Genomic DNA, 13,993 nt, shown 5'->3' with positions numbered 1-13,993 from the left:
ACGGTATTGGTAGGACGCGCGTAACGCATCGCACGAAGCGGCACATAGCGGGAGGCGGGCAGCACGTGAAAGGAGGTGACACGTGGCGGGGCGACACATGGCGACAGCACATGGCGACAGCACATGGCAGGAGGCGGGCAGACGCCTGCGCTGCCGGATGACGCCTATCTTGAGCTGGCCGCCAACGCTCATCGCGGGCCAGGCGCGGCTACTCTGAGCTGGCCAATGCTCCCCACATGCCAGGCGACCCACCGCGCGTTCGACGACGACTCACCGCAGGCCGGATGACGCCCCAGCGTGCGCTGACGGCGCCCAGCGTGCGCCCACAGTGCCCAGCGTGTGCCCACAGTGCCCAGCAAGCAGCAGGCGGTGCCCAGCCGTGCAGCAGGCAGCGCTCAGCGTGCGGATGGGCAGGTGGGCAGGTGGGCAGTGCATATGTGCGCAGGGGTGCGCATTGTGCTGGGCATGGGGCCGATGGGAACAGGCGTTGGTAACCAGCAACAGCACGTCCGGAGACCTGTAGCCACTCAGCAATGAGTGCCCCGATGAGGGTGGCTGCGGCGTCACGCGCAACACCAGAACCTGGAACCCCAGGTGTGATCACCAGCGGACCCGACCCCGGCACGCCGCCGCCGGACGTACCAAGAACACCCGCCGCCCCCATCGGCCCTCGCCTTAACGGCGGACCTACCCCGAGAACCCTTCCTTGGGCATCTCCAGGTCGGCCTTGGCCAGCTCTTCCACGTTCACATCCTTGAACGTGACCACCCGCACGTTCTTCACGAACCGCGCCGGCCGGTACATGTCCCACACCCAGGCGTCCTGCATCTTCACATCGAAGAAGACGTCGCCGTTCTCCGCCGTACGGACGTCGAGGTCGACCGAGTTGGTCAGGTAGAAACGACGCTCAGTCTCGACGACGTATGTGAACAAACCGACGACATCGCGGTATTCGCGGTAAAGCTGCAGCTCCATCTCGGTCTCATATTTTTCGAGATCCTCTGCGCTCATCGCGGTCCTCCTGTCGTACCGGTCCCCCGGTTCGCCTGCTCAGGCAACCCCGGCCCCCATCTCATTTTCACCCATGCCCCTGGCCACCGTGACGAAGGAGTAACGGTGTTCGGGGCACGGGCCATGTCTCTCCAGTGCCAAACGGTGTCCTGGCGTGACATACCCCTTGTGCTCGGCGAAACCGTACTGAGGGAACCTTCGATCCAGTTCGACCATCAGGCGGTCCCTCGTCACCTTGGCCACGATCGACGCGGCCGCCACGCAGGCGGCCACCTGATCCCCCTTCCACACCGCCAGGGACGGCGCGGGCATGCCGGGCACCGGGAAGCCGTCCGTGAGGATGTACTCCGGATCACATGGCAACTGCGCCACAGCCCGCCGCATTCCGGAGATGTTGCTCCTGTGCAGCCCCCGGGCGTCGATCTCGGCGGCCGGGATCACCACGACGCCCACGTGGGCGGTGGCGATGACGCGGTCGTACAGGCGCTCGCGCACCAGCGGGGACAGCAACTTGGAGTCACCGAGACCGTCGATCTCCCTGCGCAGGACGACGGCCGCGACGACCAGCGGCCCGGCGCAGGCGCCGCGGCCCGCCTCGTCGACCCCGGCGATCGGGGTCAGCCCACGGCGGGCCAGCGCCCGCTCATAGGCGTAGAGTCCGGAATCGCGCCGGACGACGCTCGGTCGAGGGCGGAACGCAACTGTCATGACACTCGAAGCGTACGCCCCATTCGCCGCAAACCGCGACCGAAAGCCCCTTACTTGACCTTGTCGAAAGTCTCGGGCGTGGAGAACAGGTAGCCGCGCGACAGCGGCCAGTAGCGGACGACCGCCTTGCCGATCACGTCGTCGACGGAGATGAAGCCGCCGCCGGGCTCGTCCATGTGGGCGCGCGAGTCCGCCGAGGCGGTGCGGTGGTCGCCCATCAGCCACAGTTTGCCGGCCGGGACGGTGACGCTGAACTTGTCGCCGCCGCCGAAGTCGCCGGGGTAGAGGTAGGACTCCTCGTCGAGCGGCGTGCCGTTGACGCTGATGCGGTGCTTGGAGTCGCAGCACACCACCTTGTCGCCGCCGACGCCGATGACCCGCTTGATGGTGTCCTCGCCGGTGCGCCAGCCCTTGAAGACCACGATGTCGCCGCGCTCTGGATCGCCCGCCAGCTTGTTGACGAAGACCCGGTCGTTGATGAGCAGGGTGTTCTCCATCGACTCCGACGGGATGTAGAACGACCCGATCACGAACGCCTGGAGCAACAGCGCGATGCCCACGCCGAGCACCAGCAGCAGGACGGTCTCCCGGAAACCGCCCTTTTTCTTCTCTTTGGCCACGCCCTCCGCCTTCTTGGTGACGGCCATCAGCGCTTCCTCCCCAACCGGCGCCGACGAACCAGGACCAAGGGTACGGCCAGCCCGAACCCGGCCACCAGCGGTACGGCGCCTCCGAGTGCCTGGAGCGCGGGCTGCGCGAAGGTGTCGGGTATGGACAGCACGCCCGCCCGGTTGAACGGCCAGACGATCACGAAGGCCCGGCCGATGACCTGACCTTCGGGGATCGAGCCGCCGCCCTGGTCGCCGGTGTGCGAGCGGGAGTCGAGCGAGACGGAACGGTGGTCGCCCATCACCCACAGCCGCCCGGGCGGCACGGTGATGTCGAAGAACCTGTCGGACGGCACGTTGCCCGGATAGAGGTAGCTCTCCTCGTCGATGGCCGTGCCGTTGACCGTGATGCGGCCCTTGGAGTCGCAGCACTTGACGTGGTCGCCGCCCACGCCGATGACCCGCTTGATGTAGTCCTTCTCGCCGGGGACGACGCCGAAGGCCGTGCCGACCCAGCGGAAGAAGGCCGCGATCGGGTTGGACGGCTCCTCGACCTCGAACTCGCCGTCCCAGGAGTCGACGCCGGAGAAGACGACCACGTCGCCGCGCTCGATGTCACGGGTGTGGTAGACGAGCTTGTTGACCAGGACCCTGTCGTTCTTGAGCAGGGTGTTCTCCATGGACTCCGACGGAATGTAGAAGGCCTGGATCACGAACGTCTTGATGATCAGGGCCAGCACGAGGGCCACAACGACAAGAACGGGGAGTTCTTTCCAGAACGACCCCTTCTTCTCCTTGTCGCCCTTTGCCGGCTTCTGAGTCTCTTCGGCGACCACGTCCACCTCGTCCTCGACAGGGCGGCGCGAAGCGCCGTACTCCTGGTCTTCGCTTGTCATCGCTGACGAGCCTAGATGATGGAACGGCTCGACAAGCCTCGACCGACGTTACACCCACGCACGAGTCGCTCCACATAAAGGAAATGGCCCCGCAAAGCCGAAAGGCCCGTGCGGTGCACGGGCCTTTCGGAAAAGATTGGGGTTACTTCGCGGGCGTTGCTTCGCGCTTCTCGCGGATGCGGGCGGCCTTGCCGCGCAGGTCGCGCATGTAGTAGAGCTTGGCGCGACGCACGTCACCGCGGGTCACGAGCACGATCTTCTCGATGACCGGGCTGTGCACCGGGAAGGTGCGCTCGACGCCGACGCCGTAGCTGACCTTGCGGACCGTGAAGGTCTCGCGGGCGCCGCTGCCCTGCCGGCGCAGCACGAAGCCCTTGAAGACCTGGATACGGGAGCGGTTGCCTTCGACGACTCGTACGTGGACCTCGAGCGTGTCACCGGGGCGGAACGCCGGGACGTCGCTCCGAAGGGTCGCCTTCTCGAGCTCCTGGATCTTCGTGTGCATGAGAGCTGTCCTCAAGTCCTCGCGAGCACGCGGAGGTCCACCCGGCCGAAGCTCGCGGCGGACACGCTTGCTGATTTGATGAACCCGGGACCGTTACCCGGGCATGACGGACCAACCGTGTGATGGTCGGCAGCGATTCAGTTTGCCACATCTTCCGGCCGGACGCGAAACGAGAGCTCGTCCAGCAGCTTCCTGTCGTGCTTGTCGAGCGTCTCGGGATCGAGCGCCGCCGCCAGTTCCGGCCGGTTCCGCACCGTACGCCGGAGCGCCTCGTCCCGTCGCCATCGGGCGACTTTTCCGTGATGTCCGGACAGCAGCACCGCGGGAACCTCGTGCCCGCGCCAGACCGGCGGCTTGGTGTAGACCGGGCCTTCGACCAGGTTCTGCATCGAACCCGGCGCGAAGGAGTCGTCCACGGCGGACTGGGCGTTCCCCAGCACGCCGGGCAGCAGCCTGCCGACGGCCTCGACCATCACCAGCACCGCGACCTCGCCGCCGGCCAGCACGTAGTCGCCGATGCTGACCTCGTCGACCCGCAGCCGGGCGCCGTAGTCGGCCATGACCCTCGAATCGATGCCCTCGTAACGCCCGCAGGCGAACAGCAGCCACGGCTCGGCGGCCAGCTCCTGGGCCAGCTCCTGGGTGAACGGCCGCCCGCTCGGCGTCGGCACGATGACCCGCGGCGCGCCGTCGCCGATCACCGAGTCGATGGCCTCGCCCCAGACCTCGGGCTTCATCACCATGCCGGGACCGCCGCCGTACGGCGTGTCGTCGACCGTCCTGTGCACGTCGTACGCCCAGTCGCGGAGCTGGTGGACGCGTACGTCGAGGGTGCCGCGCTCGCGCGCCTTGCCGATGAGCGAGACGTCGAGCGGGGCGAAGTACTCGGGGAAGATGGAGATGATGTCGAGGCGCATCACAGCAGGCCCTCTGGCGGGTCGACGACCAGGCGCCCGCCCGTCAGATCGACCTCGGGCACCAGGGCCTTCACGAACGGGATGAGCGCGTCGTCCTGCCCGCGCCGGCGTACGACCAGCAGGTCCTGGCCGTGGTGCAGCACGTCGGTGACCTCGCCGACGGGCTCGCCCGACACGGTCTCCACCGCCAGCCCGACCAGCTGGTGGTCGTGGAACTCGTCCGGGTCGTCCGACGACTCCACCTCGGCGGAGTCGATGACCAGCATGGTGCCCCGGAGCTCCTCGGCCGCGTCGCGGCCGTGAACGCCCTCGAACGCGATCAGCAGCACGCCCTTGTGCCAGCGGCGGCCCTCGATCACGAGCGGCCCCGCGCTCGCCGGGTCGGTCACGACGGCCATGCCCTCGGCGAAGCGCAGCTCGGGATCGTCGGTGCGCACCTCCACGGTCACCTCGCCGCGTACACCGTGCGGACGGCCTATCCGGCCGACGACCAGCTGCACGTAAAACCACCTTCTCCTAACGCAAGCGCCCCCATCAGGCCTTTCAGGACCGATGAGGGCGCGAATTCCTGACGCTAACGGACTGCTTCGTCCAGGTCGAGCAGATCGACCCGTACGTACTTCCCGTCGGCCAGGGCGTTCACAACGGTGCGCAGCGCCTTGGCGGTGCGCCCGCCGCGTCCGATGACCTTGCCCAGGTCCTCGGGGTGCACCCGGACCTCCAGGACGCGCCCGCTGCGAATGCGGCGAGCGCGGACCCGGACATCGTCAGGATGTTCGACGATGCCCTTAACGAGGTGCTCGAGAGCCTCCTCGAGCACGTCAGCCCTCGCCCTCGGTCGGGGTCTCGGCGGCGGGGGCGGCCTCAGCCTCTTCCTTCTTCTTGGCACGCTTGGGCGCCGTGGTGGCGGCCGTGCCGGTGTCGCCACCGGACAGCGCCTCCTTGGCCGCGGCCTCGTAGAGGGCGTGACGGTCGGGCGCGGGCTCGGCGACCAGCATCGGCGCCGGGGCGGCCTCGCCCTTGAACTTCTGCCAGTCACCGGTGAGCTTGAGCAGCTTGAGCACCGGCTCGGTCGGCTGCGCGCCGACACCCAGCCAGTAGGCCGCACGCTCGGCGTTGACCTCGATGCGCGAAGGGTTTTCCTTCGGGTGGTACAGGCCGATCTCCTCGATCGCCCGGCCGTCACGCTTGGTGCGGCTGTCGGCGACGACGATTCGGTACTGAGCGTTGCGGATCATGCCGAGCCGCTTGAGCTTGATCTTGACTGCCACTGGTGTGGTCTCTCCTGCATTCGAGCGTGGGTGAACGGCACCTCATCGAGTGGGGCACGATGAGAGGACGTTCCAGGGACAGGCGTGGCCGGCGGGAGATGAGAGGGCACCCACCTGGTCACGATGTTCCAACATGTCATTCTGCCAGACCGCGGACAGTGCCTTCGACCTGTCCCGGCAGGCCGCGGCAAAGGCTCGGCAAGGGCCGCGTGTCACCTCGCCCGACTTGATCAACTTCCCTGCGGAATGGGTGGGTGACCACCACGACCAATCCGCTGTTCACGCGCGCGCGGCTGCTCACCGCCGGCGCGTCCGTCCTGCTCACCGGCGCCTTGTTCGGGCTTACGGCCACCGCCGCGGCGGGCGAGTTCGCCAATGCCAACGGTATCGGCCTGACCATCACCGAGATCCCGGAGCTGGGCCAGCCAGGCTTCTCCGGCATCTGGGGCACGGCGTCCGTCGGGCCCGACCCCGGCACCGACACCGGCGACTGGAGCGACCCCGACGGGGTCACCGAGTTCGCCGACCTGGCCAACGAACAACTCCAGGCCGACGGCCTCGACGCGCCGGACGTCTGGGAGGCCAGCGCCCAATTGGTCGTCAACACCCTTCAGCTCAACCCGGACGCGTCCGAGCCGCTGCTGGTCACGGGCAACGTGGAGACGCACGCGCGGTGCACGCCGCCGGCTCCGGCGATGTCGTCCGTACAGGCGGCGCCGGGGACCATCACGGTGCTCGGCGTGCCCGTGGGGCAGGGGACCACGGAAGTGCCCGCGACGGGGGCGCAACTCGGGTATCCCGGCGTGTCCGACGGGGTCCTGACGGTGGTAAGGACCGACAACGCCACGACGAACGACGCGACCTCCGCCGAGGCGGACATGACGATCTCGATCTCGGCCCGCCTGCGGGACGCCGACGGGAACGTCGTCTACGAGGGGCCGCTCACGGAGGTCACCATCGGCCGGGTGGAAGTCAACTGCGTCCCCAACCAGCCCACCCCGACCCCCACGATCACACCCACCATGACACCCACGCCCACGGTGACGCCCACGCCGACGCCGACGGTGACCCCGACACCCACGATCACGCCCACCGTGACACCGACGCCCACAGTGACGCCCACGCCTACCGTGACGCCGACACCCACGGTCACGCCCACATCCACCGTGACACCGACGCCTACCGTGACACCCACACCGACGGTGACGCCGACACCCACGGTCACGCCCACGGTGACGCCCACACCCACCGTGACACCCACACCCACCGTGACACCCACACCCACCGTGACTCCGACGCCCACAGTGACTCCGACGCCCACAGTGACTCCGACGCCGAACCCGCCGCCCACCCCGACTCCGACTCCGACTCCGACTCCGACGGCCACGCCGAGCCCGACGCCCACGCATGACTGCACTCACAGGCCACACAAGCCACACAAGCCGCACAACCCGCACGAGAAGAGCTACTGGCCCCCTTGCGGATGGCCGCACAACCCGCATGAGCCGCACCAGCACGGCGGCCCGAGCGGTCATCAATGGCCCGCCGACCACGCCGGCGAGTTCGGCCCGGCGCCCGAAGACGCCTGGATGACCCAGAAGTCGCCGCTCACCGGCCTGCCGATGTGGATGCCCGCAACGGCCGCCTCAGGGTGGCTCCTCATGGACCCCGCTCTGCAGTGGATGCTCCTCTGCCGTTAGAGCAGGCCGAACGGCCTCACATCCGCGCGCCCGGTGACCGACCATGGTCCCGGGCGCGCACCCGTTCGGGCGAACGCGAACGCGCCGGAGAACGGCGAGGCAGCCCCGACGCACGAACCGCCGTCATGAAGCCGACGCAAAAAGGACCGGCACGAGAACGCCGGCGCAAGAAGGACCAGCGCTAGAAGGACCAGCGCAAGAAGGGCCAGCGCGAAAACCATCAGCACCAAGACCGCCAGCACAGGACCGTCGGCGCAGGGGCCGACGGTGCTGGCGCCGCCGACGCAAGGGCCGCCGGTGCAGGCGCGCCTGGGTGCTCAGGCCTTCCGGTGCGAGGCGAGGCCCTCTGCCGGGCAGGGCAGGGCAGGCAGGGGCGGGCGGTGCCAGGTGGGGTACCCGCCCCGGTCGGCTGTTACTGTCCGGGCAGCTTCAGCTTCGACGGGTCGAAGCCCGGCGGCAGTTCGAGGCCCGGCGGCAGCTTGCCGCCCAGGTTCCCCAGCACTCCCCCGGCCTTGGGCGCGCCGCCCTCGCCGTCGGGCGACGGGGACGCCGACTTCTCCAGGCCCGCCTTGCGCGGGTCGCCGCTGACGCGCCGCCCCTTCTTGGCCTTCTTCTGGGCCTTGGACGCCTTCCCGCGCCCCCCGGGCATGCCCGGCAGCCCCATGCCCCCGGCCACCCGCTTCATCATCTTCTGCGCCTCGAAGAAGCGCGTGACGAGGTTGCTCACGGCGCTGACCGTGACGCCGGAGCCGGCGGCGATGCGGGCGCGGCGGGAGCCGTTGATGATCTTCGGGTCCTGCCGCTCGCCGGGCGTCATCGAGCGGATGATGGCGGCGATGCGGTCGAGGTCGCGGTCGTCGATGGAGTTGAGCTGGTCGCGCATCTGCCCCATGCCGGGCATCATGCCGAGCAGGTTCTTGATGGGGCCCATCTTCTGGACCATCATCATCTGCTCGAGGAAGTCGTCGAGCGTGAAGTTCTCGCCCGAGGTGAGCTTGCCCGCCATCTTGGCGGCCTGCTCCTCGTCGAACGTCTTCTGCGCCTGCTCGATCAGGGTGAGGATGTCACCCATGTCGAGGATGCGGGAGGCCATCCGGTCGGGGTGGAAGGCGTCGAAGTCTTCCAGCTTCTCGCCCGTGGAGGCGAACATGATCGGGCGGCCGGTGATGTGCCGCACCGACAGCGCGGCGCCGCCGCGGGCGTCGCCGTCGAGCTTGGTGAGCACGACGCCGTCGAAGCCGACGCCGTCCATGAACGCCTGGGCCGTGGTGACGGCGTCCTGACCGATCATGGCGTCGACCACGAACAGGACCTCGTCGGGGCGGACCGCGTCGCGGATGTCGGCGGCCTGCTTCATCATCTCCTGGTCGATGCCCAGGCGACCGGCGGTGTCGATGATGACGATGTCGTGGTTGAGCCGCCTGGCCTCGTCGATCGAGCGGCGGGCGACGTCGACCGGGTCGCCGACGCCGCTGCCCGGCTCGGGCGCGAAGACGGCGACGTGGGCGCGCTCGCCCACGACCTGGAGCTGCTGCACGGCGTTGGGCCGCTGGAGGTCGGCGGCGACCAGCATGGGCGCGTGGCCCTGCTCGCGCAGCCACCGGGCCAGCTTGCCGGCCAGGGTGGTCTTACCGGCACCCTGGAGACCCGCGAGCATGACGACGGTCGGCGCGGTCTTGGCGAAGCGGAGCCTGCGGGTCTCGCCGCCGAGGATCTCGATCAGCTCGTCATTGACGATCTTGACGACCTGCTGCGCCGGGTTGAGCGCCTGGGAGACCTCGGCGCCGCGGGCGCGCTCCTTGACCTGGGCGACGAACGCCTTGACCACCGGGAGCGCGACATCGGCCTCGAGCAGGGCGATGCGGATCTCGCGGGCGGTGGCGTCGATGTCGGCGTCGGACAGCCGACCCTTGGATCGGAGGGAGGAGAAGACCGATGTCAGCCGGTCGGAAAGCGTCTCGAACACGTGGTTGGCCAGTCCTCGAAGCGAATGTACGTCAAGACTTCAGCCTATCCGCTCTCCTAGCCGCTCCAGCCTGGCACGGCCATCCGGACGGTCAACGCGTGCTCGACGAGGTTGATCAGAGCGCTTTTGACCGAGTCCTTGTGGCGGGCGTCGAGGCGCACCAGCGGGATGTGGGGGGCCAGCGTGAGGGCGTCGCGGACCTCGGCGTCGCTGTGGGCGTACGTGCCGTCCCAGCCGTTGATCCCCACGATGAAGGGGAGTTGCGCCTCCTCGAAATAGTCGATCGCGGGGAAGCTGTCGGCCAGGCGGCGGGTGTCGACCAGGACGACGGCGCCGATGGCGCCGCGGACCAGGTCGTCCCACATGAACCAGAACCGGTGCTGGCCGGGCGTGCCGAACAGGTACAGGATCAGGTCGCGGTCGAGCGAGACGCGGCCGAAGTCCATCGCGACGGTCGTGGTCGACTTCAGCGGCGTCATGCCCAGGTCGTCGATGCCCGCGGAGGCGTCGGTCATGACGGCCTCCGTCGTGAGCGGCATGATCTCCGAGACCGCGCCGACGAACGTCGTCTTGCCCACGCCGAAGCCGCCGGCCACGACGATCTTCGTCGAGGTCAGACCGGGGCTAGAGCCTGCGAAGTCCACTGAGCACCCTTTCCAGCAGGTTGACGTCCGGCCTACCCGCATCCAGCTGCGGCTGATGCACCCGCACCAGGCCCTCGGCCGCCATGTCGGCGATCAGAACACGCACCACACCGAGCGGGATCCGCAGCAGCGCCGACACCTCGGCGACCGATCGCACCTGACGGCAGAGCTGGCTGATCGCCTTGTACTCGGGGGTGATGTGGGAGAACTCCCGGTGTTCGGCCGTAGCCGACGAGACCAGGGCCTCCATGGCCAGCTTGACCTTGGGCGCGGTACGCCCGCCCGTCACCGCGTACGGGCGCACCGGCGAGGCCGGGTCCGAGCTGACCGGCTGCTGGGGCTCCCAACCGCCGCTGTTCCAGGAATCCGTCACCTACATCACCTGGTCTGGCTGGCGCGCAGCTCCGCGCGCACCGCCGGGGTCAGCACCTGACCGGCGCGATCCACCATCAAGGTCATCTGGTACGCCACCAGCCCCATGTCACAGTCCGGAGCAGCCAGCACCGCCAGACACGAGCCGTCGCTGATCGACATGATCAGCATCAGCCCGCGCTGCATCTCCACGATTGTCTGGTTGACCACACCACCCTCGAACACCCTGGCCGCACCCTGCGTGAGACTCACCAGTCCCGACGCGATGGCAGCCAGCTGATCAGCCCGGTCAGCCGGAAAACCCGACGACGCCGCGAGCGGCAACCCGTCGGATGACACGACCACCGCGTGCGCGACCCCCGGGACGGTACTGACGAAGTCGGTGATCAACCAGTCGACTCCGCGTGCCGCGTGGCTCAGGTCATTCACGCGCCCTCCTCCCTACTGTCGTTCCTAGAGCCGGATTGGTATGTCCTGCCCTCGCTGATGTCGTCACGCGCTGCTCGGAAGCCCTGCTGGAAGCTCGACAACCTGCTGCGCACCCGGTCCGGCGAGACCGACGGCATGGGAGCCACGCCCTTGGGCGCGGACGCCGTGTCCGCCGATCCGGGCACCAGGTTGGCCTTGGGCACCCGCTTGGGCAGCCCGGCCGCCGTCGAGCCGTCGCGTACGGGCTCCACCACGGACGCCGCCGCGTTCCAGCCGGCGTCGGCCTTGGCCGAGCCCCAGGTGGCGCTCGGCTCGCCTTGGTCGAACCAGGCCGACTCCACCGCGGCGAATATCGGCAGGTACTCGTCCCCGCCGGAGGCGGGCTTGACGACGGGGATCGGGCCGGTCGCCGCCGACTCGGTCTCGGGGTAGTCGTACCTGGACGCGGACGGCGTCTCCTGCGGCGGAGCCGACCAGGCGCGGGGCTCCTCGGGGGGCAGGCCGCGCTGCGGCGGCGCGTGTTCCCCGGTGACCGGTCCGCGCGAGGACACCCAGACGTCGGACGACGAGTCCGGCAGCCAGTCGGAGCCGGTGTTCGTCGACTCCGTCGAGGGCCACTGCGGCATCGCGGACGGCATGGACGACGACATCGAGGACGGCAGCGAGCTCGGCACCGACGGCCACGACCCGCCGGCCGGCTCGGACGGGTACGACGGGTAGGACGGGTGCCCGGGGGCGAGCCCGAAGCCCGACGCGCTGGGCCACTGCTGGGCCCCGGCGGCGGGCTGGGAGGCGGCGAAGGCGTCCTCGCGGGCGGTCGTGGCGGCGGTGTTGCCGCCCGCGCCGGCGACCGCGACGGGCTGCGCGCCGAGCAGCGTCTCGGGGATGAGGACCATGGCGGTCAGGCCGCCGGAGCCGTGCGGGCGCAGCTGCACCCTGATGCCGTGCCGGTGGGCCAGCCTGGCGACCACGAACAGGCCCATGCGGCGGGAGACCGACACGTCCACCGTGGGGGCGTCGGTCAGGCGCTCGTTGGCCTGGACCAGTTCGTCGCCGGTCATGCCGATGCCGGAGTCGCTGATGGAGAGCATGATCCCGCCGCCGTCGATCCTGCTGCCGGAGACGGGGACGCGGGTCTCGCGCGGGGAGAACGACAGCGCGTTCTCGATGAGCTCGGCCAGCAGGTGGATGACGTCGTTGACGGCCTGGCCGGCGATGGAGACGCCCTCGGGGACCTCCAGGACGACGCGCTCGTAGTTCTCCACCTCCGACAGGGAGGCGCGGGCGACGTCGACCAGCTTGACCGGCTGGCTCCAGCGCCGCGGCGGATCCTGACCGGCCAGCACCAGCAGGTTCTCACTGTTGCGCCGCATACGCGTGGCCAGGTGGTCCAGCTTGAACAGGTTGCCGAGCCGCTGCTCGTCCTGCTCACCCTGCTCCAGACCGTCGATCAGGGTGATCTGCCGCTCCACCAGCGTCTGACTGCGCCGCGACAGGTTCACGAACATCGCGTTGACGTTCGAGCGGAGCCTGGACTCCTCACCGGCCAGCCGGACGGCTTCGCGGTGGACCTCGTCGAAGGCGCGGGCGACTTCACCGATCTCGTCCTTGGAGTTGACCTCGATCGGCGGGACCTGGAGCTGTTCGGGGCTGACGTCGGTGTTGCGCAGCTGCCTGACCAGGTCGGGCAGCGTCTGGCCGGCGATCTTCAGGGCGTCCGAGCGCAGGCGGCGCAGCGGGCGTACCAGCGAGCCGGCCATCAGGGCGGTGATCGCGAGCACCAGGACGAGCAGGCCCACCACGATGCCGATGTTGATCGCGGCGAGCTGCCGGTCGCTGCTGGCGATGTCGGCGCTTCGGGTGGCGATCTGCTCCGACAGCGACTTCTGCACGGTGTGCAGGCGCTCGACGGTCTCGGTGATGGACTGGAACCACTGGTCGGTGTCGTCCCTGGTCGAGGTGTCGAGCCGGCGCAGTGACTGGTTGGCGTTGTGCAGCAGCACCGCGCGGCTGGCGTAGAACTCGGCGCGGCCGATCTTCAGGCTGGCGACGGTGTTGTCGTAGAACTGGCGCTGCGCGGGCGTGGCGACGGCGCGGAAGGAGTCGCGCTCGCTGCTGCGGCGGGAGCGGGCGTCGAGGAAGGCGTTGTACTCCGGCTCCTCGAACGAGCCTCTGATCAGGGCGCTGGTCAGCAGGCCGCGCTGCTTGGAGGCCTCCTCCTCGGCGCGGGCGACGGCGCGCAGGGCCGCGCTGGTGGCGATGATCTCCTCGTCCGTGGAGCCCTGGCCGAGCTCGTCGTAGAGCTGCAGCAGCTCGGCGATGACCTCGGAGTACTTCTCGCTGGTGGGCAGCGGGCCGAGCTTGGTCTCGGCGACGGCCTTGCGCATCGTGGGGATCTGGCCGAGCCGGATCCGGATGTGGTCGAGGGACTTCCTGCCGAGGTCGGACAGCGACGTTTCGGACGTCTTGCCCGCCTCCAGGGTGCTGGCGATGCGCTTGTCGACGATCTCGTGCTGGCTCTTCAACCGCTGCTCGTCGGAGGATCCGCGGTTGGTGGCGACGTGGCGGGTGGCCAGGTCGCGTTCGAGCCCGAGGTCGCGGGAGAGCTCGCCGAGCTGTGCGACCAGGGTCCCCACGCTGCTGATGTCCTGGTACTGCTGGGCGCTGCTGATCGACGTCGTGACCCGCAGGGCGCCGAGGACGACGGCTACGAGCGTGGGAATGGCGATGAGGGCGATGAGGCGGGTACGCACGCGCCAGTTGCGCAGGGCGAACGGGCTGCCCGCCTTGGGCGGGTGGGCCTGCTGCACCTCCCCGTCCGCGGCCTTTTCCGGGGCGTCCGGCGCCCTGCCACGACCGGGGCCGGTCGTTGTTGTCCTCACTGGTGGCAACCTCTCGCCATGGCCTGCTTCAGGGGGAATCAGCGGCTTCGTCACGCGGACGAGTGATCGCAGGCAAGTTCGAGG

At 69.1% G+C, this 13,993-nt stretch carries 15 protein-coding genes; 1 reads left to right on the top strand and 14 read right to left on the bottom strand.

The annotated features are described in order from the left end of the window. Nucleotides 1-687: 687 nt before the first annotated feature. The 9 genes from ABZ444_RS13800 to rpsP form a co-directional block, all read right to left on the bottom strand. Nucleotides 688-1,011: a DUF2469 domain-containing protein gene (locus ABZ444_RS13800; protein ID WP_026215037.1), complete on the bottom strand. Its 324-nt coding sequence runs from the start codon at nt 1,009-1,011 to the stop codon at nt 688-690. A 39-nt stretch (nt 1,012-1,050) separates the two neighbouring features. After that, nucleotides 1,051-1,719: a ribonuclease HII gene (locus ABZ444_RS13795; protein WP_357984156.1), complete on the bottom strand. Its 669-nt coding sequence runs from the start codon at nt 1,717-1,719 to the stop codon at nt 1,051-1,053. A 50-nt stretch (nt 1,720-1,769) separates the two neighbouring features. Next, nucleotides 1,770-2,366: a signal peptidase I gene (gene lepB / locus ABZ444_RS13790; RefSeq protein WP_352330985.1), complete on the bottom strand. Its 597-nt coding sequence runs from the start codon at nt 2,364-2,366 to the stop codon at nt 1,770-1,772. Further along, nucleotides 2,366-3,223, bottom strand: a complete 858-nt coding sequence (gene lepB, locus ABZ444_RS13785; protein WP_357984150.1) for a signal peptidase I — start codon at nt 3,221-3,223, stop codon at nt 2,366-2,368. Before lepB (ABZ444_RS13785) ends, lepB (ABZ444_RS13790) begins: the two co-directional genes overlap by 1 nt. 142 nt (nt 3,224-3,365) lie before the next feature. After that, nucleotides 3,366-3,728, bottom strand: a complete 363-nt coding sequence (gene rplS / locus ABZ444_RS13780; RefSeq protein WP_357707128.1) for a 50S ribosomal protein L19 — start codon at nt 3,726-3,728, stop codon at nt 3,366-3,368. Nucleotides 3,729-3,865: 137 nt separating this feature from the next. After that, nucleotides 3,866-4,645, bottom strand: a complete 780-nt coding sequence (gene trmD, locus ABZ444_RS13775; RefSeq protein ID WP_357995447.1) for a tRNA (guanosine(37)-N1)-methyltransferase TrmD — start codon at nt 4,643-4,645, stop codon at nt 3,866-3,868. After that, entirely contained in the window at nt 4,645-5,145 is a 501-nt protein-coding gene (rimM, locus tag ABZ444_RS13770; RefSeq protein ID WP_357995445.1) for a ribosome maturation factor RimM, read from the bottom strand. The genes trmD and rimM overlap by 1 nt, the downstream gene beginning before the upstream one ends. A gap of 74 nt (nt 5,146-5,219) precedes the next feature. After that, nucleotides 5,220-5,465: an RNA-binding protein gene (locus ABZ444_RS13765; RefSeq protein WP_020546537.1), complete on the bottom strand. Its 246-nt coding sequence runs from the start codon at nt 5,463-5,465 to the stop codon at nt 5,220-5,222. A 1-nt stretch (nt 5,466) separates the two neighbouring features. Continuing rightward, nucleotides 5,467-5,916, bottom strand: coding sequence for a 30S ribosomal protein S16 (rpsP, locus tag ABZ444_RS13760; protein WP_357995443.1), 450 nt, complete (start codon nt 5,914-5,916; stop codon nt 5,467-5,469). Between the two features lie 254 nt (nt 5,917-6,170). Between rpsP and ABZ444_RS13755 the strand changes: the two genes are divergently transcribed. After that, a complete protein-coding gene (locus tag ABZ444_RS13755) occupies nt 6,171-7,616 on the top strand; it encodes a hypothetical protein (RefSeq protein ID WP_357995441.1) in 1,446 nt (481 codons plus the stop codon). Nucleotides 7,617-8,028: 412 nt separating this feature from the next. Here ABZ444_RS13755 and ffh read toward each other — a convergent pair whose 3' ends face one another. The 5 genes from ffh to ABZ444_RS13730 are packed head-to-tail and all read right to left on the bottom strand — an operon-like array spanning nt 8,029 to nt 13,909. Then, nucleotides 8,029-9,582 carry a signal recognition particle protein gene (ffh, locus tag ABZ444_RS13750; RefSeq protein ID WP_357995439.1) on the bottom strand — a complete coding sequence of 518 codons (1,554 nt, stop codon included), beginning with the start codon at nt 9,580-9,582 and terminating at the stop codon, nt 8,029-8,031. Nucleotides 9,583-9,638: 56 nt separating this feature from the next. Further along, entirely contained in the window at nt 9,639-10,199 is a 561-nt protein-coding gene (locus ABZ444_RS13745; RefSeq protein WP_357995602.1) for an ATP/GTP-binding protein, read from the bottom strand. 7 nt (nt 10,200-10,206) lie between these two features. Beyond that, nucleotides 10,207-10,599: a DUF742 domain-containing protein gene (locus ABZ444_RS13740; protein WP_357995437.1), complete on the bottom strand. Its 393-nt coding sequence runs from the start codon at nt 10,597-10,599 to the stop codon at nt 10,207-10,209. Nucleotides 10,600-10,604: 5 nt separating this feature from the next. Then, nucleotides 10,605-11,027 (bottom strand): roadblock/LC7 domain-containing protein, encoded by a 423-nt coding sequence (locus tag ABZ444_RS13735; RefSeq protein WP_357995435.1) that lies wholly within the window; start codon nt 11,025-11,027, stop codon nt 10,605-10,607. Next, a complete protein-coding gene (locus tag ABZ444_RS13730; protein WP_357995433.1) occupies nt 11,024-13,909 on the bottom strand; it encodes a nitrate- and nitrite sensing domain-containing protein in 2,886 nt (961 codons plus the stop codon). Before ABZ444_RS13730 ends, ABZ444_RS13735 begins: the two co-directional genes overlap by 4 nt. Nucleotides 13,910-13,993 lie beyond the last annotated feature (84 nt).

It is taken from the genome of Nonomuraea sp. NPDC005730 (assembly GCF_040630865.1).
In the GTDB taxonomy this organism is placed as follows: domain Bacteria; phylum Actinomycetota; class Actinomycetes; order Streptosporangiales; family Streptosporangiaceae; genus Nonomuraea.
The sequence above is the reverse complement of the archived record's forward strand: the minus strand, read 5'-3'. Positions and strand labels throughout refer to the sequence as shown.